General features: G+C 53.7%; 17 protein-coding genes. 5 read left to right on the top strand and 12 right to left on the bottom strand.

Going from position 1 to position 20,926, the window contains the following annotated elements; translation table 11 throughout:
* The first annotated feature begins 6 nt into the window (after positions 1 to 6).
* From dctP to Y017_RS11510, 3 genes are read left to right on the top strand one after another with little or no spacing between them, the layout of a single operon-like run.
* Positions 7 to 996, top strand: coding sequence for a TRAP transporter substrate-binding protein DctP (gene dctP, locus Y017_RS11520; protein WP_011587973.1), 990 nt, complete (start codon positions 7 to 9; stop codon positions 994 to 996).
* Positions 993 to 1,502 (top strand): TRAP transporter small permease, encoded by a 510-nt coding sequence (locus Y017_RS11515; protein ID WP_011587974.1) that lies wholly within the window; start codon positions 993 to 995, stop codon positions 1,500 to 1,502. The genes dctP and Y017_RS11515 overlap by 4 nt, the downstream gene beginning before the upstream one ends.
* Entirely contained in the window at positions 1,499 to 2,788 is a 1,290-nt protein-coding gene (locus Y017_RS11510; RefSeq protein ID WP_011587975.1) for a TRAP transporter large permease, read from the top strand. Before Y017_RS11515 ends, Y017_RS11510 begins: the two co-directional genes overlap by 4 nt.
* A gap of 131 nt (positions 2,789 to 2,919) precedes the next feature.
* Here Y017_RS11510 and Y017_RS11505 read toward each other — a convergent pair whose 3' ends face one another.
* The 5 genes from Y017_RS11505 to Y017_RS11485 all read right to left on the bottom strand — a co-directional run bounded on the left by Y017_RS11505 (position 2,920) and on the right by Y017_RS11485 (position 8,867).
* Positions 2,920 to 3,678 carry an NYN domain-containing protein gene (locus tag Y017_RS11505; RefSeq protein WP_011587976.1) on the bottom strand — a complete coding sequence of 253 codons (759 nt, stop codon included), beginning with the start codon at positions 3,676 to 3,678 and terminating at the stop codon, positions 2,920 to 2,922.
* 396 nt (positions 3,679 to 4,074) lie between these two features.
* The gene (locus tag Y017_RS11500) at positions 4,075 to 4,680 is read right to left on the bottom strand and encodes a GNAT family N-acetyltransferase (RefSeq protein ID WP_011587977.1); all 606 of its coding nucleotides are present in this window, start codon (positions 4,678 to 4,680) and stop codon (positions 4,075 to 4,077) included.
* Complete coding sequence (locus Y017_RS11495; protein WP_144412620.1) at positions 4,680 to 4,970, bottom strand: hypothetical protein; 291 nt, start codon at positions 4,968 to 4,970, stop codon at positions 4,680 to 4,682. Before Y017_RS11495 ends, Y017_RS11500 begins: the two co-directional genes overlap by 1 nt.
* 339 nt (positions 4,971 to 5,309) lie before the next feature.
* A complete protein-coding gene (gene acnA / locus Y017_RS11490; RefSeq protein WP_035460915.1) occupies positions 5,310 to 8,057 on the bottom strand; it encodes an aconitate hydratase AcnA in 2,748 nt (915 codons plus the stop codon).
* Positions 8,058 to 8,369: 312 nt separating this feature from the next.
* Entirely contained in the window at positions 8,370 to 8,867 is a 498-nt protein-coding gene (locus Y017_RS11485) for a M48 family metallopeptidase (RefSeq protein WP_035460912.1), read from the bottom strand.
* Positions 8,868 to 8,977: 110 nt separating this feature from the next.
* Here Y017_RS11485 and Y017_RS11480 point away from each other — a divergent pair, with 110 nt between their 5' ends.
* Positions 8,978 to 9,607: a lysophospholipid acyltransferase family protein gene (locus Y017_RS11480; RefSeq protein ID WP_231483487.1), complete on the top strand. Its 630-nt coding sequence runs from the start codon at positions 8,978 to 8,980 to the stop codon at positions 9,605 to 9,607.
* A gap of 311 nt (positions 9,608 to 9,918) precedes the next feature.
* Entirely contained in the window at positions 9,919 to 11,556 is a 1,638-nt protein-coding gene (locus Y017_RS11475; protein WP_035460909.1) for a cation:proton antiporter, read from the top strand.
* Between the two features lie 3 nt (positions 11,557 to 11,559).
* Here Y017_RS11475 and Y017_RS11470 read toward each other — a convergent pair whose 3' ends face one another.
* The 7 genes from Y017_RS11470 to Y017_RS11440 all read right to left on the bottom strand — a co-directional run bounded on the left by Y017_RS11470 (position 11,560) and on the right by Y017_RS11440 (position 20,917).
* Entirely contained in the window at positions 11,560 to 12,348 is a 789-nt protein-coding gene (locus Y017_RS11470) for an endo alpha-1,4 polygalactosaminidase (RefSeq protein ID WP_035460907.1), read from the bottom strand.
* A 287-nt stretch (positions 12,349 to 12,635) separates the two neighbouring features.
* The gene (locus Y017_RS11465) at positions 12,636 to 13,577 is read right to left on the bottom strand and encodes a spore coat U domain-containing protein (protein ID WP_035460905.1); all 942 of its coding nucleotides are present in this window, start codon (positions 13,575 to 13,577) and stop codon (positions 12,636 to 12,638) included.
* On the bottom strand, positions 13,574 to 14,281 hold the full coding sequence (locus Y017_RS11460; RefSeq protein WP_035460903.1) for a molecular chaperone: 708 nt from the start codon (positions 14,279 to 14,281) through the stop codon (positions 13,574 to 13,576). The genes Y017_RS11465 and Y017_RS11460 overlap by 4 nt, the downstream gene beginning before the upstream one ends.
* Before the next feature lie 15 nt (positions 14,282 to 14,296).
* On the bottom strand, positions 14,297 to 16,771 hold the full coding sequence (locus Y017_RS11455) for a fimbria/pilus outer membrane usher protein (RefSeq protein ID WP_155849265.1): 2,475 nt from the start codon (positions 16,769 to 16,771) through the stop codon (positions 14,297 to 14,299).
* 48 nt (positions 16,772 to 16,819) lie between these two features.
* Positions 16,820 to 17,347, bottom strand: coding sequence for a spore coat U domain-containing protein (locus Y017_RS14910; RefSeq protein WP_050731498.1), 528 nt, complete (start codon positions 17,345 to 17,347; stop codon positions 16,820 to 16,822).
* Between the two features lie 387 nt (positions 17,348 to 17,734).
* Complete coding sequence (locus Y017_RS11445; protein ID WP_035460899.1) at positions 17,735 to 19,165, bottom strand: aldehyde dehydrogenase family protein; 1,431 nt, start codon at positions 19,163 to 19,165, stop codon at positions 17,735 to 17,737.
* A 111-nt stretch (positions 19,166 to 19,276) separates the two neighbouring features.
* Positions 19,277 to 20,917 carry an acetolactate synthase large subunit gene (locus Y017_RS11440; protein ID WP_011587989.1) on the bottom strand — a complete coding sequence of 547 codons (1,641 nt, stop codon included), beginning with the start codon at positions 20,915 to 20,917 and terminating at the stop codon, positions 19,277 to 19,279.
* Positions 20,918 to 20,926 lie beyond the last annotated feature (9 nt).

Below are 20,926 nucleotides of genomic sequence, written 5' to 3'. Positions count from 1 at the left end.
GTGTTTATGCTGCGCCTTGCCACGATTCTGATCGTGTTGTTCCCGCTGGTTGCCACCGCTGCGACCACCCTGAAAATTTCCACTCTGTACCCGGATGGCACCACCATTGTTTCTGGGCTAAAAAAAGCCGGTAAAGATATTGCTGCGCAAACCGATGGCCGAGTGAAACTGAAAATTTATCCCGGCGGGGTGATGGGCGATGACCGCGCGGTTGAACGCAAAATCCGTATTGGCCAGCTCCACGGCCTGGTGGCCCAAGGCGGGGCTTTTTCCTCCGCGTACAAAGACAGCCAGATTCTCAATGTCCCGTTGGCTTTTAATAATTACGATGAAGTGGATGCGGTACGCAGTGAACTGGACCCGGTAATTCAAAAGGGCCTGGAAGACGGTGGCTGGGTCAGCTTCGGTTTGCTGGATGGCGGGTTTGCTTATGTGATGTCTGAGCAGCCGGTAAAAAGTATTGCCGATTTGCGTGAACAAAAACTGTGGTTGCCGGCGAATGATGAAGCCTCTGCTAAGGCGGCCAAGGCTTTCGAGCTGTCACCGATTATGCTCAATATTGGCTCTGTGCTGACCTCCCTGCAAACCGGTGCGGTGAATGCTTTTGCTGCGCCCCCTGTCGCGGCGCTGACTCTGCAGTGGTACTCCCGAGTAAACTATCTGACCGACATGCCGCTGCTCTATACCTTTGGCATGCTGGGTATCCACGAAAAGTACTTTAAACGCATCAGCGCGGAAGACCAGAAAGTGGTTCGCGCCATACTGGATGGCACCTTTGACACCCTGAATGCGAAAAGTCGCGAGGAAAACCTAAGCGCTTTTGCCGCTGTTCAACAACAGGGGTTGGAAGTGATCAAACCGAACGAAGAACAGCGCAAGGAATGGCACCGTTATGCCGAGCACGCCACCGCTGAACTGGTGGAAGAGGGCGAAATCAGCCAAGCCATGCTGGATCGGCTTAATGGCATTCTTGCCAAGCAACGCGACGGGCAATGATGGCTGCACTATTACGTAGGGTGCATCGCGCCCTTCATCATATCGAGGACGGCCTTATTGTGGCCGTTCTTTTGTTTATGATTCTGCTGGCTGTGGCGCAAATTGTGTTGCGTAACTTTTTTGGTACCAGCTTGGTATGGATTGAGCCCTTACTGCAGAACGCGGTGCTGTGGATTGGTTTGTTAGGAGCCATGATCGCTTCACGTAATGATGAGCACATTCGCATTGATGTGGCTTCATCGTTATTGCCAGAAAAATATCACCCGTTCCTGACTACATTTGTAGACCTGTTTACCGCCTTTATCTGTTTGTTGGTTGCTTGGTACAGCGTGCAATTCGTGATTGAAGAATATGAGTACGCCACGCCAGCGTTTGCCAGTGTGCCCAGCTGGTTGTTGCAAGCGATTATTCCAGTGGGCTTCTCGGTCATGGCCTTGCGCTATGTGGTGTTGTTTGCGATGGGGTTGATTGGTAAACGGCCGAAGATGCAGGAGCTGACGCCATGATTACAGCGGCGATTATCCTGCTGGTGGTATTGGCGTTAATGGGCGCGCCTTTGTTTGCCATTATTCTTGGCGCGGCAGCACTGGGGTTTTATACCCTAGAGATTGAGTTGGCAGTGCTGCACATCGATATCTATCAGCTCAGCAATTCTGTGGTGCTGATGGCATTGCCATTGTTTACGTTTGCGGGTTTTCTGCTGAGTGAATCGAAAACCGCTGATCGTATGTTGCGGCTAAGCCAAGCCGCCTTCGGCTGGATGCCCGGTGGCATGGCTTTTGTAGCGTTGATTGCCTGTGCTTTTTTTACCGCTTTAACCGGCGGCTCTGGCGTCACTATTGTGGCATTAGGGGCGCTGTTGCTGCCCGCGCTGGTGAAAGGCAATTACCCGGAAAAATTTAGCTTGGGTCTGGTGACCTCTTCAGGGAGTTTGGGCTTGCTATTGGTGCCGTCTGTGCCCCTGTTGATCTACGGCATTATTGCTCAGCAAATGTCTCAGCAATTGGACATGCCCACAGTGGAGATTGTCGATCTGTATCTGGCTGGCCTATTGCCCGCATTGCTGATGATCGTGCTACTTTACGGCTACTGTGTGTGGGCTACCCGCGGCACCGATGTACCCCGGCAGGCGTTTGATTTCCGTGAACTGGTGGATGCGTTATGGCAGGCTCGTTGGGAGCTGCCATTACCATTGGTGGTGCTGGGCGGAATCTTCTCCGGCTTTTTAGTCATTAGTGAGGCGGCGGCGGTGACGGCGCTGTATGTGCTGGTGGCGGAGGTGTTTCTGTATCGGGAAATTTCCCTGCGCAAGCTGCCGACAATTATGCGTGATTCCATGATCATGGTAGGCGGCATATTGTTGATTTTGGCGGTGGCGCAGGCGTTTTCTGACTACTTGGTGTATGCCGGTGTGCCAGAGGAGCTATTTGCTCTAATCCAAACGCATGTGGAAAGCAAAATCACCTTCCTGATCCTGCTTAATATTTTGCTGCTGTTATTGGGCGCGTTACTGGATATTTTTGCGGCGCTGGTGATCATGGTGCCACTGATTTTGCCGGTGGCGTTGCGCTACGGTATTGACCCTGTGCATCTGGGGATTATCTTCGTGGCGAACATGCAGATTGGCTATATCACCCCGCCGGTGGGTATGAATCTGTTTATTGCCAGTTACCGCTTCAAGAAGAAAGTTACGGAGCTGTTCGCGGCAACCATTCCTTTCATGCTGATATTGATTATCGCTTTGTTAATGATTACCTATGTACCGCAGTTGAGCTTGTGGCTGGTGCGCTGATTTAAGCGGCACGTTGAGAGTGAAAAGTTGAAACGCGATCAGATTTTTTGCTGAGGCAGAGGTCAAAGAGGCCGCGCTCATTCTCCGAGCGCGGCCTCTTGCGTTGTTTCTTTGCTGAAAGGCTAGCGGCGTTATTTGCGCAGGGTTTTGACCTGAATGCTTTTGCCTTGCCCTTTCTGGATTTGGAACCATTTGGGATAGGCGCGGATCATGTCACTGAGTTTTTTGTGGCCGAACAGACGGGTGTCAAAGTCGGGTTTACGCTTGCTTAAATGTTGGCCTAGGGTGCCAAGATTCGCCCAATCCTCTTCATCAGAAATATCATCGATAACGTTGGCGATAAGCTGAAGTGGTGGATCCTCTTTATTAACGGGTTCTTCGCAGGATTGGGGTTTGTCGGGCGTATGTTGCGGGGCATGGTCTGAGCGTAATACTTCGGTATAGATAAACTTATCACAAGCGGCCACAAACGGGCCGGGTGTTTTACGCTCCCCGAAACCGTACACGGTCAGTCCTTCTTCCCTTAACCTCGCCGCTAGGCGAGTAAAATCGCTGTCACTTGATACTAGGCAGAAACCAGATAGTTGCTTGCTATAGAGCAGATCCATGGCATCGATGATCATGCTGCAATCGGTAGCATTTTTCCCCTGGGTGTAGGCGAATTGCTGGATAGGCTGTATCGAATGTTTCAGTAGTACGCTTTTCCAACCTCCAAGGTTAGGTTTGGTCCAGTCGCCGTAGATGCGCTTGACACTGGCGGTGCCGAACTTGGCAATCTCTTCGAACAGGCCGTCGACAATCTTGGGCGGTGTGTTGTCTGCATCAATAAGCACGGCCAGAGACGTGGTGGTCAACTGAGAGGAGTGTGTTTCTATGTTTGTGCCTGTCATGGTTCATTCCTTTTGCCTGTTATACGACAACATGATGGATTCGGCACAGTGGTAATATCAAGGAATGATCAAGGCGACAGCGCGTTGGGTGGCAACTTCGCCAACACTAATAAGGTACGAGACCCTTGAGCCGCTACCTGCCTTTCAGTGGCTGATTGGGTGTGAAGCATAGGCTGTTATGTAGCGACAAAAAAACGGCCGTCGGGTAACGGCCTAAGGGGGAAAATACCGGATCTAACAAACCTAAGGTTTATAACCACAGAATGAGTGCAATATGATTGAGTGGCTAAAGAAAAGGGCTTCAACGATAAAGTAACTATAGCGGGGGCTTTCTGAGCAAACCAGGGGGATGGCTCGACCGGTTTAATCAGATTATTTGATCGATAACATCCGGGATCAGATCAGAGGCTTGCGCATGGGGTAGCGGGCTAGGCTGACGCCGTTGCGTTCGGCTTCTTCTTGCCCTTCGCTGGTGAAGCCCATGAAATGGAAGAAGCCGTGGGCGGTGAGGCTGACGTGGGCGGCGAGTTCAGTGATGCCTTCCATCCGGGCGCCGTCTTCCAAGTGTTGGTAGAGTAGAGTGGCGATGCCCTCGCGGCCAGCATTCGGGTGTACGAACAGCATGTTGATGTAGTCGTTGATCCGGTGGGCAAAGCCCACCAGAACGTTATCCCATTCGGCCACTACCGCTTCGCCTTCACTGAGAGCGGAAATCAGGCTCTCATGGCTTTGTGCTCGGCTCCAGGCATCCCGTTGTTGTTGGTCGTATTGATCGGCGGCACTGACCTGAATGGCTTGGCGGAACACTCCCAGCAGTTCGCCCAAGTCGCCACTGTCCATGGGCCGAATCTGAAACGGTCGCAATAGGACCTGTGGGCCGTTACTAGTATTCGCTGTGTCCTGGGCCCTGATTTCGTCCGGAGTGTGCCGTGTCGCCGTGCGGGTAGGTGCAATAGGGTGTTGGTTACGACGGAGCAATTGCTCCAACCATTTTCGAATCATTATGGTGTGTCTTTGTGCGTGTAAGGAGTGGGGGTGTTTGCCTGTTTGATTGCCTTGATTTGAGCACGCAGGGCTTTCAGATATTGGTCTTGCTGGTCCAGCAGTTCGCGGGTGGTTTCTTGCTGGGCTTGCAGATCGTTGGTGCGGGCTTCCAGTTCCTGTTGTTCACGTAGGCGCGCATCGCGTTGTTCTGCGTTTAGCAAATCGGTGTCGTTGGTTGGTGGTTGGGCGATGGCATGGTGGCCTAGGTTGCTCAACGCGAAGATGAAAATCAGCAATACGATACGCACGGAGTTCCCCCGAAACTCAGTGTGGTGAAAAGCCAGCATAGCAAAAAACGGTCGGCAAACGCTACACGCGGTTCGCCCGCTCATGCGGGGCAGGCGCGCACTGCGTCATTGTTTCGTTGCGTACGCAGGCTTCGCTAGGTAACAACGGTAAGCGGCGTCGCTGAAGGTGAGGCGCGAGTGTCGGGTTCGCGTTCTCAGCCTGTCTGTGTCATTGGGTAAATGCGATCTACCATGGTTACAAAAATGCAGAAGGCCGCGCCCGGTGTTTGGATGCGGCCTTCTGGGTTTGGTGCATGCAGAACAGGTTGCCGGCACCATTGCATGCGGTGTGGAGCGTCTCTACTGCATCATCTGTCTCAACACGTAATGGAGGATGCCGCCATTCTTGTAATACTCCACTTCCGCTGCGGTATCCAGGCGAGAGATGGCCGCCACTTTCTGCTCCTTGCCATCGCGACGGAATATCACGGTGATGGTGTCGCCGGGTTTTAGGTTATTGTTCAGGTCTGGAATATCCACCTCTTCCGTGCCGTCCAGGTTGAGCGTTTTGCGGTCAGTACCTTCTGGGAATTGCAGCGGAAGCACGCCCATGCCAATCAGATTGGAGCGATGAATCCGTTCGTAGCTTTCAGCGATGACCGCTTTAGCGCCGAGCAAGTTGGTGCCCTTGGCAGCCCAGTCGCGGCTGGAACCCGTACCGTATTCTTTGCCCGCAACCACCACAGTGGGAATGCCGTCGTTCTGATAGCGCATGGCGGCGCCGTAGATAGAAATTTCCTCGCCTTGAGGAAGGTGTTTTGTAAAGCCACCTTCGATGTCGGGGGTCATTTCGTTGCGGATACGGATGTTGGCGAAGGTCCCGCGCATCATCACTTCGTGATTCCCTCGACGTGATCCATAGGAGTTAAAGTCGATAGGTTCCACATCGTGCCCTTGCAGGTAATGCCCGGCGGGAGAATCCGCTTTGATAGCCCCAGCGGGGGAGATGTGGTCGGTGGTGATGGAATCACCTAACATCGCTAAGATGCGCGCGTTTTTCACTGGCTCTACATCGTCCATCTCGGCGGTGAGTCCGTCGAAGAAGGGCGGGTTCTGAATGTAGGTGGAGCTGCTGTCCCAGTCGTAGGTTTGAGAATCCGGGATAGGCAGGCTCTGCCAGATTTCATCACCTTCGAACACGCTGGCGTACTGGCTACGGAACATGTCGTCGTTGATCTTCACCAGTTCCGCTTGAATTTCATCGGAGCTGGGCCAGATGTCTTTCAGGTAAACCGCGTTACCCTCTTTGTCATTGCCGAGGGGATCGGAAGCCAGGTCAATTTTTACGGTGCCGGCCAAGGCATAAGCCACCACCAATGGCGGAGAAGCTAGCCAGTTGGTGCGCACGCTCTGATGAACCCGGCCTTCGAAGTTACGGTTACCGGAGAGCACAGAGGCCACTACCAGGTCACCGTCGGAAATGGCCTTGTCGATTTCCGGTGGCAGTGGTCCGGAGTTACCGATGCAGGTGGTGCAGCCGTAGCCCACCAAGTCGAAACCGATCTTGTTGAGTGGCTCTTGCAGGCCGGTGACATTTAGATAATCGGTCACGACCTTAGAGCCGGGGGCCAGTGAGGTTTTCACCCAGGGTTTGCGGTTCATGCCTTTCTCGGCGGCTTTTTTTGCTACTAGTCCGGCGGCTAGCATAACGCTGGGGTTGGAGGTGTTGGTGCAGGAGGTGATGGCAGCAATCACCACATCGCCATGGCTTAAATGGTGCTTGTGGCCATCGATGGTGATGGGCACATCTCCGCCGCTGGGTTCGTGGTTGCCCACGGCGGTTTGGCCCCCTTCGCCTTCCAGCTTGCTGATTTCCTCGTCATTGAGTTTGAGCGTGTCGGTGACCACGTCGATGAAGGTGCGTTTGACTGAGGTGAGCGGCACTCGGTCCTGGGGGCGTTTGGGGCCGGCCAGGCTAGGAACCACATCGTTCAGGTCTAGCTCCAGTACGTCCGTGAACTCTGGGTCTGGATCGCTGCTGGAGCGCCACAGGCCTTGTGCCTTGCAGTAGGCCTGCACTAGCGCAATGGTGTCTTCGTCTCGGCCCGTCAGTTTCATGTACTCGATGGTGCGCTCGTCGATGGGGAAGAAGCCGCAGGTAGCGCCATATTCCGGGGCCATGTTGGCGATGGTGGCGCGGTCGGCCAAGGTTAGATCGGCCAGTCCGTCGCCAAAGAATTCCACGAATTTGCCTACTACACCACGCCGGCGCAGCATCTCGGTGACGGTAAGTACTAGGTCAGTAGCGGTGATGCCTTCACGGAGTTTGCCGCTGATTTTGAAGCCGATAACTTCGGGAATCAGCATGGCAATGGGCTGGCCTAGCATAGCGGCTTCAGCTTCGATGCCGCCCACGCCCCAGCCCAGCACGCCCAAGCCGTTGATCATGGTGGTATGGGAGTCGGTGCCCACTAGGGTGTCGGGGTAGGCATAGGTGTTGCCGTCCTCAGATTCGGACGACCACACTCCTTTGGCTAGGTATTCCAAGTTTACTTGGTGGCAGATGCCGGTGCCCGGTGGGACCACGCGGAAGTTGTTGAAGGCTTTCTGACCCCAGCGCAGGAACTGATAACGCTCCCGGTTGCGCTGATACTCGATCTCCACGTTTTCTTCGAAAGCCTGTGGGTTGCCGAACTTGTCTACCATCACCGAATGGTCGATGACCAGATCTACCGGTGTTAACGGGTTAATGCGGCCAGGGTCACCACCGGCCTTCTTAATGGCGTCACGCATGGCGGCTAGGTCCACAACACCGGGTACGCCGGTAAAGTCTTGCATCAGCACTCGGGCAGGGCGGTAATTGATTTCCTTGTCGGAGCGTTTCTGCTCCAGCCAGCGCATTACGGCTTCAATGTCGGCACCGGTGACGCTGTTACCGTCTTCAAAGCGGAGTAGATTCTCGAGAAGGACTTTGAGGGAAAAGGGGAGCTTGCTGAGATCACCCCAGCCTTTGTCGGCGACCGCATTGATATCGAAGTAATGATAAGTCTTGCCGTTGGCTTGCAGCGTTTTTTTGCTGTTAAGGGTGTCCTGGCCAATCCGTGTCACTACACACCTCCTGGGCTCTGATGGGAGTTCCGCGCTGGCGGATAGAATGACCGCCAGAGGGAACACTGGCGCAGGATCAATACAGCATAGCCACAAACCGCGGCACTGGTGACCCTGCGTTATGACGTTAAGTCATTTCATACTACGCCCTTATGGCGGGGACATGAAACGGCTGAGATGAACGTTTCAGGGTTAAAGCCGCCTGTAATGTAAATGCTTGTTGAATAAAGAGGTTTTGGGATTGGCGCGGTCGTTAGCAGGAGCACGGGCAACGCTGAGGAGGCGGAATCGTCATCCGCCGGAAAGACGGCTTTAGCTATTGTCGGTATCTTGCCAGAGTAACCAGAGCCGGGTGTCCAGTTCCAGTTGATGGTAGTCCGGTTCCATATGTGAACACAGTTGATAGAACGCTTTGTTGTGCTCGGTTTCTTTGAAATGAGCCAGCTCGTGAATCACGATCATGCGTAAAAAAGCTTCCGGGGCCGTTTTGAATTGGCTCGCGATACGCAAGCTATTATGGCTGCGCAGTTTGTTACCGTGAATGCGGGTTTGCCGGGTATGCATCCCCAATGCTTGGCTAACCGTTTTCAGCTTGGCGTCGTAATAGGCCTTGCTCAGAGGCGGAGCTTTGCGAAGGTATTGCTGTTTAAGGTTAGTCGCGTATTGGAACAGTGCTTTGTCACCTTGAATATCATGTTTTTCTGGATAGCGTTGATTCAGATACGTTCCCAGTTTTCCCTGATCCAGCAGGACTTGTGCTTGCTGCTGAATTTGAGTGGGATAGCCCGTGATATAACGCAGGGAATTCATGGGCGGATCATCACTTTGTAAGAACGTTGGGGATACGTTGGGCATTAGTGCCAATGCAGTCTTTCAGTCGCATGGGTATGATCGCTGCTCTTTTTGTAATGGACAATCCCATGTCATCACCCTCGGATTCTGATTACCCCCGTAGGGGCAATACGTTCTCTCGGTCTCTGGCGAGCGGTTTTCTGCGCCTAGCGGGGTGGCGGGTAACCAACCCCATGCCGGCGGTGCCCAAGGCGGTGATTATTGGTGGGCCGCATACCTCCAACTGGGATGGTATCTACACCTTAGCAGCGATGATGCAGCTGGGGTTAGATGCCCATGTGATGATCAAGGATAGCGCCTTCAAGGGGCCTTTTGGGACGATGCTGCGCTGGATGGGGGCGTTGCCCATTGCCCGGCATAAGGCGGGCAGTGTCGTTGAGCAGACCGTGGAGCAGTTTAATCGTCACGATAAGTTGGTGATGGTAGTGGCACCAGAGGGCACTCGAGGTGGCGCGGCACAGTGGAAAACTGGCTTTTACCGTATCGCTCAGAAGGCGGGCGTGCCCATTGTGGTAGCCACCGCGGATTATGCTAAAAAAGAAATTACCTTTGCCCGTGTTATCGAACCGTGTGGGGATGTGGAAAAAGACCTAACCGAAATTTTTGAATGCTATGCCGCTATTCACCCGCGTCATCCAGATAAGTTATCCGCGCCGTTGAAAGCCATTCGTGATAGAGAGAAGAGTGTTGGGCGCTAAAGGCTTTATGCCTGTATGTGTTGCCGGAGAGGAGGAGAGCATCGGTTACAGGCGCTAGCGTTGGTGTAGCGGCTGTCTGCCACATTGTTGATCTACTGATCTATCGCGGTGGCTTCGCCACGGGCCAGGATGAGGGTGCCTATCCATCTATAGGTGCATGCATTTATCTGCAGTGCAGGGCTCAAGGTAGAAGAACGGCTCGATTTGCTGATTTTCTGTCGGTGGCCGCCTGTTGAGGCTCTCTTGATAGGGTAAGCTGAAGGCATCTGTAACGTTCAGTCGCTAGACTTTTGATCAATCCGTGAGGGTGTATGGATTACCAGTATTATGAGTTTGCTGCCTTGCTGCTGGCTTCAACATTGGTTGGCATGCTCGCCGTTCGACTCAAACAACCGCTGATTGTGGCTTTTATCCTAGTAGGGATTGTAGTTGGGCCTTCCTTTATGGATGCGCTAAGCGAAGATCAGCATATAGCGTTGCTGGCAGAGGTTGGGGTTACCATTCTGTTGTTTGTGGTTGGCCTAAAGCTGGATATGCACTTGATCCGGCACTTGGGCATGGTGGCCGTGGCCACAGGTCTTGGGCAACTTATTTTCACCATTGTACTGGGTTTTTGTATAGGCATAGGGCTGGGGTTCGACTGGGTAAATGCGCTTTATATCGCGGTTGCACTGACATTCTCCAGCACCATCATTATCGTTAAGCTGCTGTCTGATAAAAAAGAAATAGATTCGCTCCATGGCCGTATTGCCATGGGCTTTTTGATCGTTCAGGACATCGCCGTGGTGCTGGCGATGATGGTGGTCGGAAGCCTGAGTGTTTCTGCAGGCATAGAGATAGAGAAAACGGGTTTTTTGGTGTTGGCAATTATTGCCAAACTAATGGCGGCATTGGCCATCGTCGCCTTGATGATGCGCTATATCCTGCCACGAATAATGGATCTTCTGGCCCGCTCCCCTGAGTTGATGCTGATTTTTGCTATTGCGTGGGGCACCTCTGCGGCTGCGTTAGGGGATATGGTTGGCTTTAGTAAAGAGGTGGGTGCGTTTTTAGCCGGTTTCTCCCTAGCATCGACATCATACCGCGAAGTTATTAATGCCAGGCTAGCGAGCGTTCGGGACTTTTTGTTGTTGTTTTTCTTTATCCATTTGGGCTCGCAGCTTGAGTTTGCCAGTTTGGGGGAAGAGTTAGGTGCTGCGGCCATCTTTTCACTGTTTGTGTTGATCGGTAATCCATTAGTGGTGATGGCGATCATGGGATATATGGGCTATCGGCGGCGTACCGGTTTTCTAGCCGGCCTGACGGTGGCACAAATCAGTGAATTTTCGATTATTTTTATGGCCATGGGAATTAGTTTGGGACATGTGGGTGAGAATACCCTTGGGCTTATTACATTAGTGGGAATTATTACCATAACGTTGTCCACGTACATGATTCTCTACTCCCATACATTGTATGAAAAACTGTCCCCCGTGCTTGGCATTTTTGAGAGAGTTCATCCTTTTCGTGAAGAAAAGGAGCTGGGTAACAATTCTGTTTTGCCGCCTGTTTTGGTGTTTGGTTTAGGGCGATACGGTGGGCGTTTAGTGGAGCGACTTCATGAAAATGGGGTGGAAGTTCTGGCTCTGGATTTTGACCCGGAACTTGTGCGCGTCTACCAGCGGCAGGGTATCCGTGCTAGCTACGCAGATATGGAAAGCCATGAATTTATCGAGCACTTGGACTTGGACGGGGTTAAATGGTTAATCAGCACCGTGCCTGATGTGAATCTGAACTTGGGCTTAATGAAACTGCTGAAAGACACTCGTTTTGCAGGAGAACTAGCCGTCACGGTTCATCATGAATATGACGGTGAGCTGCTCAAAAAAGCGGGAGTGAAGCACGTGCTGAGCCCATACCAAGAGGCGGCAGATTATATGGCACAGCGTGTTAAAGATGCATTGAACTAATTGTTAGAAACAGCTCATACGAAAACTGTCGTCTAATGCCCAAGGCAAGGTTAGGGACTGGAAATCCAGACTATTCATATGTTGACAATGGATGGCATGGCCATCGGGGTCTTGACTGTAGATATAGTCGATGTGAAACACTGGTTTGCCGGCCTCCACGAAAGGTAATAGCCGGTGGCATTCTTGCCATTCGTGACAGGATTCGTTCACTGCAAAATCTACATAGTCGATCAGGTCTGCGACCTGTTCCACGTCGTTTTTCAGTGATACCGCCAGGCCCATGGATTGAGCCTGGTTAAACAAGAAACGATTGTAATCGAGCTGGCTGTCATAGGTGAGGGGAAAGCCGGTTTGGTTGCTGTAACCATCAACGTTGTCTGGGTCTACTCCGTCGCAACCTTTCTCCGCCGCCAGTGTTAGGCGATCCACCATGATGCTGCGGACATTGGTAGAGCGGGTATTCAACCAGCGTTCGCCGGGCCAGTTGTCCAGCTGGCCTCCTTTGTCTGCCGCAGTGAAACGCCCTTCATCTTCTCGCCATTCTTCATAGGTGCCCGCCGAGAAGTAGCAGATTACCTTACGACCGCTGGCCTGCAGGTCAGTGATGACGGATTGCGGGGTGTCGAATAGATCGAGTATATACAGGTCGGCTTGGTAACCGGTATTGGTGGCGCCTTGCAGTTGGATTTGCCAGGTGGTTTCCACTGTTGGCTGGTAACGTGGCTGTGCCACTTCCTGCGGGTCCAGCAGGCTGGTAATCGCGCCTGTTAACAGGCCTAGAGATGTACTCATTTGATACCACACCCATACACGCCATAGTTTCTTGATTATAGGATGGGTTCAGGCAAAAGAATACGGCGTAATCACGTTATTTGTGTAAGTCAGTATGAAAAGATGAACATCCAGGTGCCGTTTATGGAAAGCTGCGCCCTTCGAGCCTTTCAGGCTAGTTCTCTCATTGTTGCCTTTCTCCATAGGCAACCGGCATGCCCTCAAAAATGCGCCTTCTGTGCCCTGAATGAGCACCGATTGCGAATCGGTTTGAGAGACTGAGCATGCAAGGGATGTTCATAGGCTTGCTAAAACTCAATGTCTACGGTGATGGTATCCGTGTAATTACCCGGAGGGGTGGAGGGGGCGGCGGGAATGCGGCCAAATACACTCATCATGATACTGGTGCTAGTGCCAAGCCCCGTGGCCCCTTTGCGATTTGTGGTGCTGTCCCAGGGAATGCTTCTGGCGGCGTCCTGGAACAGACCGTAGCTGACGAACTGGCTGCCGTCGCGCATTCTTCGCGAGCCGCCGGAGGGGTTCAGTCCGTCGCTTAACCCGACCGTAAACGGGCTGGTATTGGTGCAGCGCACATCAATAAACGTGTCACTGTCCGTCTGTGGCAGAGGTGAACTTTGGGTGCCAAAATCCAAATCGTGGGCCGTTATTTGGCACTGGTCAGGGATTTCGATGGTGGCTTCTAGCGTATAGGTGGTGAGGAGTTCGCCGACGGTGTCGCAGGATTGATTGCTCTGTACTCCTCTGACCTGAGAGTTAAGCATGCTGGTGTTGTGTACCTCTGCTAACACCGTGCTAGGTATGGGACTAGGGACAATGCCATAGGCCGTGACCGTGCCACTATTTATTAAGTCAAGCAGGCCGTTAAAATTGACGGGCACGGTGATCGCGTTTGTTGTCGGTTGAATGACTGTACTGCCCAAAGAAGACGTATAAATATTAAAGGGAATAGAGGGCCCGGAGCTGGTTGGTGTCATATTGCGTGGCAAAACGCCTCCGTTGCTATCTGTTCCGACAAAGATACACATATTAAAAGAGCCACCGAGTAAGGCTTCGAGAAGACCTTTTCTGCAAAACCATTGGATGGAAGTGGTAGCAGTGACAACGCCGCCGTCAAAAGGATCTTTGATGCCAAAATCTAAGATCGGTGAATTAGTAATGCTGCATTCTAAAGCGGCTACTTGGGCTACTGGTGCGACAGTAAGCATGACTACCAAGATTAACCGTTTCATTTCGGGCTATCCTTCACCAAGAGGGTGAATGGGGTTCCATTGATTGATGCTGAAAAAGAGGCAACGGTGCTCTCTGCTGGAACGGTTTCAATTGGGAGGAGCAATTCCCTGCCAGGCAGCACATAACCCACAAGGCCCTCTTGGATAACAAACTTCTTATCTTGGTTGGGGGCTTGCCAGTAGGCATTTGATACTCGCGCGTGGGCGGTTCCTGTGTTGCGTATGCGTAGGGTGCCATCCTGGAGCGACACGCTAAGGGTATGATTTTGTTCTGGTGTGCCAACAAATAGCGGCAAGGACATGCGCAGCAGAACTTTGAGGTTGGCTCCTTGATCGGACTCGGTGTCCGGCACTTCACTGATGACCAGACGGTAGCTCTTCTCACTATCGGATGGTTGCGGGTTTTTCTGGATTACTCTGACTAGTTGCTCTTCGTTACCTGGAATAAGGGTCACCGGGGGAGTGATGATCAGATCGTCTTGTTGTAGCAAGCGGTTTTCTCCATCGTCTCCTTGTTCCCAAGCAAAAAGCTGGATTTGGTAAAAGCCGTCTTGGGACGAACCGTTCTTGAGTTTATAGGCGGCATTAGGCTGCGATGGAGACATCTTCATGATTAGGGGCGAAACGGTGAGCTGGCCACACAGCGCAGCAGAAGGTAACAGCGTGAATAGAGAGAGAAATAGCGCCTTGGTAAATATCTTCATGGTACACAGTCCTTTTTAACGCGCTGACGGTGGCAAACATTGATAAGGGCCAAGTCGAGGCAGGGTGCCCGGCTTTGCGGCGAAGTTGAATATCACCGTACATAATTCGCCGTTGCTAATGATGTCTATTTCATTTTTACCTTCGGTTATGCCCTGCAAGAATACCTCCCCATCATAGCCCACAACTGTGGCGTCTGCGTCTGCCAGCAGGGCTTTGGCTCCTGCCGGAACAGGTTTCCCCTGGGCGTTATGAATCACCACAATGGCACTGTTCTGCCGGGCAATGTCAAACCGGGCGGTTACCCCGGTAAGCTCTGCGGGTTTGATGGTTAGCGTCCTGGCACCACTTTGTGCATCCACCGGTAGGTCATCAATATCGATGGCGAGCTCGTTTTCAGTAAAGGGAATGATGTCAGGTAGTAGCAACCTGCCTTTGTGATTGGTTTTGCCGATCACGCGATTCGACTGGCGCACCGGTATGCCGGCATAGCCACCGGTATCGACGATGGCAAAGCTGTTGTTCATGGTGTTCGCGGCGAACAGGTCTTGGTAGTTGGAGACCAGTGAACCACTTAGGCTGGCAAAGCTATTGTTCTCGCCATCCTGACCATACACCCCAGCCTGAATGTCGCCATAGGGAGTCCACCAGCGGCCTCTTGCCTGGCGGGTACCGTTGGCGTCGGGACTATAGGCCAAGTCCCAGCCAAGATCCCAGAAATCCCGCACATGCTGGCGCAATGTGAGCAGTGTTTCGGTTTTTTCGGTTTTTTCGTTGTGGTTAATGCGCGCCCCGGCCTGAATCGGTCGGTCGCTGGGCTTGTCCAGGCGGTAGGTAAAGCCGGCCAGCCAGGTTCTGTCGCTGGAGGCTTCCAGGTTTTGGTTAACGCTCAAGGTCAGTGAAAGTTGCTGCCACAGGCTTCGGCTATGGCCCAGTACTAGAAACCGGGTGTCGGGGCCGTTGAAAAGTCGGGTTTCTAGGTAGCTTACGTTCAGGTTTCCTTGTTGCCCGAAGCTGACGCTGCCGTTCAATTGTGTGCTGCTCTTAATAGGTATGCGCAGGTCGATGCTGTTGGATAAATCTTTGTAGCCACGGGTGCGCTCGGTGTATTGGCCGCTGATACTGTAACGTTGTGTGCGAAATTCATGACCAGCAACCCACTGGTTTCCCTGATCGTCGTTATCGCTGCCGTGGGCAATAGATAGGTTTGATACCCCAAGCAAGCCGGAACGGATCACCATGCCGGCGCCGCCGTTAGTCAATGTGCCGCTGGCGTTCAGGGTGCTTTCCAGGGTCAGAGTGTTGTTGAAACCATAGCGCGCCACACCGGTTGCCACGACCTGGTTGTCATAGTCGTTGGCGCGCTGCCCGTAAAAGCGCCGGGGGGCGCCCAGGCTAGCGGAGTAATCCCAATAGCCCTTCTTCAAAAGTTTTGGGCTGACATAAAAAGGCACGGTTTGCGCGGTTTCTCTTCCTAGTGTATCGGTGGTCACCACTTGCACTTCGCCAAAGCCGGTGACCATAGGCGATGTTTCAACAACAAAAGGGCCTGGCTGCACGGTTTGGTCCGACAGGCGAAGGTCGTTGACGAACACCTCCAGTGCCGAGGGCAGCGTTGCAGAGCCATGGATCTGTGGCAGGGGGAAGGTGATCAAGTCCGGGCGAGAGGAAAAATTTCTGCCGATCTGTACCCCGCCCAAGCGAATTGAGGGCGACCAGGTTAGCGCGTCACTGATGGTGTCGCCCACCATGTAGGTGCGCATGCGGTTCGGGTCTGTATAGCGCCAGTAACTGTCTAGGCGGATGTAATCGCCGTTATCAGGGGCGCTATCACTCCAGCGCACCACCCCGCTGGAGCTGACCACTCCCCAATCATCGAAAGCGCGCAGCTCATGGGCAGCAGAGAGGGTTTGTTCACCGTTATCCAGCCAAGAGCTGTATGCATCGTAATTAATCAGTATACCTTGGCCACGTTGCACCGGTGAGTTAACCAGAGAAAACCCCACTTCCAGCGTTTGTTGGGGAAGCCAATTAGCAGGCACTACCAGGCTGATTTGCTGGGCGCTGTTGTCATAGTGACCAGTAATATTAAGTTGCCCTAGCGTTTGCCATTGCTTGCTGCTTGCTTGGGCGGGAAAGGTGACTCCCTGAGAAGCCAGAGCTTGAGTATCAATGGCCAGCTCCTCACCGTATACCTGTACAGGGAGCATGTAAGCGGTGGGCCGACCGTTGAGGATTAACTGAGGGTAGGCCACATAGGTATTGCCTCCTTGGCCTCTGGCCTGGGCGCGTAATCGGGCAATGTCGGATGGGGAGTACGCGCTGGAAAGGCGGACGACCTGCGATTCATTTGCTGCCCGCTCAAGGGGTGAGCTTTGGGCATGAATGACGGATGAGACGGATAACAGAGCCAGTAATGCCGCGGCCTTAAAGGCTGCGCTAAGCATACAGGCAGGCAGGGGGGAACAGATCCTGTCATCGCTGCTATTCACGGAGAGCCTTTCCTTTCCCCCGCCGCCAAGGGCAGCGGGGAAGAGGCATCAGTAAGTCAGCGTTACGGTGACGGTATCGGTGAGTGCTAGGCCCGTGGCATTGAAGGTGTCAGCGGCATCAATGGTCGGTGTCTGAGCCGGGATGCGACCATAAATATCAATGTTCTGGGAGGCGCCGGTGCCATTGAAAGCAACATCGTCCGTGTCGGTCCAGGCGGTGGTTCTGCCGGAGTCCTGGAAAATTTGATAGCTGACATAGGAGGCGTTGGCAGACTTCATGGCGCGCTCTGTGGCCACAGGGCCATCGCCGAAATTGGCGCCATTTGTCAGGCCGATGGTGAAGTCCGCACCATTGGAGCAAGTCACCGTCACGGAGTTGGCTGCATCAATGTTGCCTGCTACCACGTCGGCATCGGTTTGGTCGCCAAAATCCAGGTCAGTGGTGCTGTCTAGGGTGCAGGACGATTGCAGGTTGAGCAGTACATCAAAGCTATCTGTCAGTTCAGCGGCAGAGGTAATTACTGCGGTGCTCATTAAGGTGGAGCCGAGAGCCAGAGCGGTAAGTGTTTTTTTCATGTTTTTATCCATTGCCAATGAGTCGTTAAGTGACAAATTAATTTTGTGATATATGTCACGCTTTGGGTTTGGTGGTTCGACTTTATGAGCGAGGTTAAAAGCGGTAAATCAATTACAGGTAATGCGGCAGAAATTGGTGATGAATGGGATTCGTTTTCAGCTAAGGGCTTTCTGCAATGTTTCGGGTGCCCTTGCACGCATTGACGATAGGTGTGCTATGGATGGGGTGCCGGTGGTGTGAAAACGCTTGCTGAGCGGAAATCCCCGTGCCGCTTCCGGTTGAGTTAAGAGCCTTCTACTTGCCAGAAGTTGAGTGAGATTGAGCGGGTAGAGAAGAGGGGGATGGAGAAGACGGCAGGCCTGTGAATAGGCCTGCCGCTTTGAAATTTACGGTGCGGTACGAATCACCAGTAAACGCTCCTCAGTCATGTCATTGATGGCCCAACGAATGCCTTCGCGGCCCAGGCCTGAGTCTTTCACGCCGCCGTAGGGCATGTTGTCCACGCGCCAGCTGGGCACATCGCCGATCACCACACCGCCCACTTCCAGTTCGTCCCAGGCTTTGTGGGCTTTGTACAGGTCACGGGTGAAGATGCCGGCTTGCAAGCCAAACTTGGACTCGTTAACGGTGTTCAGCGCTTCGTCGAAATTGCTGAAGCGGCTGATGACGGCAACAGGACCGAAGGCCTCTTCTTCCACGATGTTGCTGCCTTTGGGGGCGTTTTCCAGCAGGGTGGCTTCGAGCATGGCGCCTTCGCGCTTGCCGCCCACTAACAGGGTGGCGCCGGCGTCCACGGCTTCATTAATCCAGTTTTCCAATCGGGTAGCTTCGCCTTCCGAAATCACCGGACCGATGAAGGTTTCTTCATCTTTAGGGTCCCCCATTGTCAGGCTGGCCGTTTTTTCTACCAAACGGGTTTTTAGTTCGTCGTAAATGGCATCGTGAATCAATATGCGTTGTACGCCGATGCAACTTTGCCCGGACTGATAGAAGGCACCGAAAGTAATGCGCTCTACGGCATCGTCCAGATCGGCATCTTCATCCACGATCACCGCCGCGTTGCCGCCCAGTTCCAGAATGACTGGTTTCTTGCCGGCACGGGCTTTCAGGTCCCAGCCCACGTCTGGGCTGCCGGTGAAGCTGAGCAGCTTGAAACGCTCGTCGGTGGTGAACAGGTCGGCGCCTTCACGGTGACAGGGAAGAATGGAGAACGCCCCTTTCGGCAGGTCGGTTTCTGCCAGCACTTCACCAATGATGATGGCGCCAATGGGCGTGCGGCTGGCCGGTTTGAGGACAAAGGGGCAGCCGGCAGCAATGGCCGGCGCCACTTTATGGGCGGCCAGGTTAAGTGGGAAATTGAACGGGGAAATAAAAGAGCACGGGCCAATGGGTACGCGCTTGACCATGCCCCGGTAGCCTTTGGCGCGGGGGGCAATTTCCAGGTTCGGCATTTCGCCATCGATGCGCACAGCTTCTTCGGCGGCGACTCGGAAAGTGTCGATCAGGCGGCCCACTTCGCCACGGGCGTCCTTGATGGGTTTGCCCGCTTCGATGCACAGCGCTAGGGCCAGTTCTTCAAAGCGCTCTTCAAAGCGCTTAACGCAATGGTAGAGAATCGCCTGGCGTTCGTAAGGGGCCAGTTGTGCCATGGGCTTGGTGGCCTTGTCGGCCGCGTCGATGGCCTTGTCGATAGTGGCGGCATCCGCCATGGCGACACGAGTGGCGACGTCACCGCTGTATTTGTCGGTAACATCCAGATCTTGGTTGGCGAACACAGCTTCGTTGGCCAAGTAGTACGGGTAAGCGTCTTTTAACATGTTGGTTCCTTAATGGCGTTGGTGAGGCCATGAGGTTGGGGCAATCTATGATTTGCTAGCATGGGACACGCAACCCACAGGCACGCAAAAGCTTATTGCGTGCTGCGTTGCTCACAACTTGCTGCTGAGTTCGCGGATTTCCCGGTTGAGGATACGGCTGTTGTCACGGTAATCCACCATGCAGTCGATCACGTGTACGCCCCCCTGTTGGTAGCACTCTTCCACCAGCGGGCCCAGGCCGGCAGTGGACTCCACGCGGTGGCCGTTGGCGCCGTAGGCACGGGCATAGGCAACAAAATCCGGGTTCTGGAAGTCCAGGCCGAAGTCTTGGAAGTCCATGTCGTTCTGCTTCCACTTGATCATGCCGTAGCCATCGTCGCGTAAAATCAGCACTACGATGTCGAGCTTCAGGCGTACTGCAGTTTCCAGCTCTTGGCTATTCATCATGAAGCCGCCGTCGCCGACGATGGCCATCACGCGACGGTCCGGGTGTACCATTTTGGCGGCCATGCCAGAAGGAAGGCCGGCGCCCATGGTAGCCAAGGCGTTGTCGAGCAGTACCGTGTTGGGTTTGGTCGCTGGGTAGTTACGGGCAAACCAGATTTTGTACATGCCGTTATCTAGGGTCAGGATCCCGTCTTCCGGCATGATCTTGCGTATCTCGTCCACCAGACGTTGCGGGCGGATCGGGAAGCTATCGTCCTGTATGCCTTCATGGATGTGTTTTTGCAGCGCATCGCGGATACGGTGGAAATCCGAGAAGCTCCAATGTTCTTGGGGGGCCAAGCGTTCTTTAAGCTGCCACAGGCTGTTGGCAATGTCGCCGACCACTTCAATTTGGGGAAAGTAGACCGGGTCTACCTGGGCGGAGTTGAAGTTGATGTGAACCACTTCGGCCCCGCCGGGGCGCATAAAGAAGGGCGGCTTTTCCACCACGTCGTGGCCCACGTTGATGATCAGGTCGGCCTGGTCGATGGCGCGATGCACGAAGTCGCCGGAGGACAAGGCGGTGTTACCCAGGAAGTGTGGGCCGGTTTCATCAACCACGCCTTTACCCATCTGGGTGGTGATCACCGGGATGCCCAGCTTCTCCACGAACTGGCGCAGCATTTTACTGGTCAGCTTACGGTTGGCACCGGCACCGGCCAGCAGCAGCGGTTTGCGAGCGCCCTTAATTGCCTCGATGGCCTTGCAGATGGCCTTGTCTTCAGCGATAGGCCGGCGGGTAGCGCTGGGCTCCGTTACCGGCATGGTGGAGTGTTCGCGGGCAATATCTTCCGGCAGTTCCAGGTGAGTAGCGCCGGGACGCTCTTCTTGGGCCAGGCGGAACGATTCGCGGATACGGGTGGGGATGGAGTCGCCACTGACAACTTGTTTAGTGAACTTGGTGAGTGGGCGCATCATGTCGACCACGTCGATGATTTGGAACTGGCCTTGCTTGCTGGTTTTGATCGGCTTTTGGCCGGTGATCATGACCATGGGCATGGCCCCGAGTTGGGCGTAGGCGGCGGCAGTGACCAAGTTGGTGGCACCGGGACCCAAGGTGGACATACAAACGCCGGCTTTGCCGGTGAGTCGACCATAGGTGGATGCCATGAAGCCGGCAGCTTGTTCGTGGCGGGTGATCACCAGCTCAATGTTGGAGCCGCGCAGGGACTCCAGCAGATCGAGGTTCTCTTCACCGGGAATGGCAAACACATGTTCAACCCCTTCTGCTTCCAGGGCGCGAACGAACAAATCCGATGCTTTCATGACTCTTTG

Source organism: Alcanivorax sp. 97CO-5, from assembly GCF_000524665.1.
Classification (GTDB): Bacteria; Pseudomonadota; Gammaproteobacteria; order Pseudomonadales; family Alcanivoracaceae; genus Alcanivorax; species Alcanivorax borkumensis.
The sequence above is the reverse complement of the archived record's forward strand: the minus strand, read 5'-3'. Positions and strand labels throughout refer to the sequence as shown.

Excerpts from the sequence above, each read along its gene's own strand:
- dctP (WP_011587973.1), top strand. The coding sequence starts at position 7 with ATGCTGCGCCTTGCCACGATTCTGATCGTGTTGTTCCCGCTGGTTGCC.
- Y017_RS11515 (WP_011587974.1), top strand. The coding sequence starts at position 993 with ATGATGGCTGCACTATTACGTAGGGTGCATCGCGCCCTTCATCATATC.
- Y017_RS11510 (WP_011587975.1), top strand. The coding sequence starts at position 1,499 with ATGATTACAGCGGCGATTATCCTGCTGGTGGTATTGGCGTTAATGGGC.
- Y017_RS11505 (WP_011587976.1), bottom strand. The coding sequence starts at position 3,678 with ATGACAGGCACAAACATAGAAACACACTCCTCTCAGTTGACCACCACG.
- Y017_RS11500 (WP_011587977.1), bottom strand. The coding sequence starts at position 4,680 with ATGATTCGAAAATGGTTGGAGCAATTGCTCCGTCGTAACCAACACCCT.
- Y017_RS11485 (WP_035460912.1), bottom strand. The coding sequence starts at position 8,867 with ATGAATTCCCTGCGTTATATCACGGGCTATCCCACTCAAATTCAGCAG.
- Y017_RS11480 (WP_231483487.1), top strand. The coding sequence starts at position 8,978 with ATGTCATCACCCTCGGATTCTGATTACCCCCGTAGGGGCAATACGTTC.
- Y017_RS11475 (WP_035460909.1), top strand. The coding sequence starts at position 9,919 with ATGGATTACCAGTATTATGAGTTTGCTGCCTTGCTGCTGGCTTCAACA.
- Y017_RS11470 (WP_035460907.1), bottom strand. The coding sequence starts at position 12,348 with ATGAGTACATCTCTAGGCCTGTTAACAGGCGCGATTACCAGCCTGCTG.
- Y017_RS11465 (WP_035460905.1), bottom strand. The coding sequence starts at position 13,577 with ATGAAACGGTTAATCTTGGTAGTCATGCTTACTGTCGCACCAGTAGCC.
- Y017_RS11460 (WP_035460903.1), bottom strand. The coding sequence starts at position 14,281 with ATGAAGATATTTACCAAGGCGCTATTTCTCTCTCTATTCACGCTGTTA.
- Y017_RS14910 (WP_050731498.1), bottom strand. The coding sequence starts at position 17,347 with ATGAAAAAAACACTTACCGCTCTGGCTCTCGGCTCCACCTTAATGAGC.
- Y017_RS11445 (WP_035460899.1), bottom strand. The coding sequence starts at position 19,165 with ATGTTAAAAGACGCTTACCCGTACTACTTGGCCAACGAAGCTGTGTTC.
- Y017_RS11440 (WP_011587989.1), bottom strand. The coding sequence starts at position 20,917 with ATGAAAGCATCGGATTTGTTCGTTCGCGCCCTGGAAGCAGAAGGGGTT.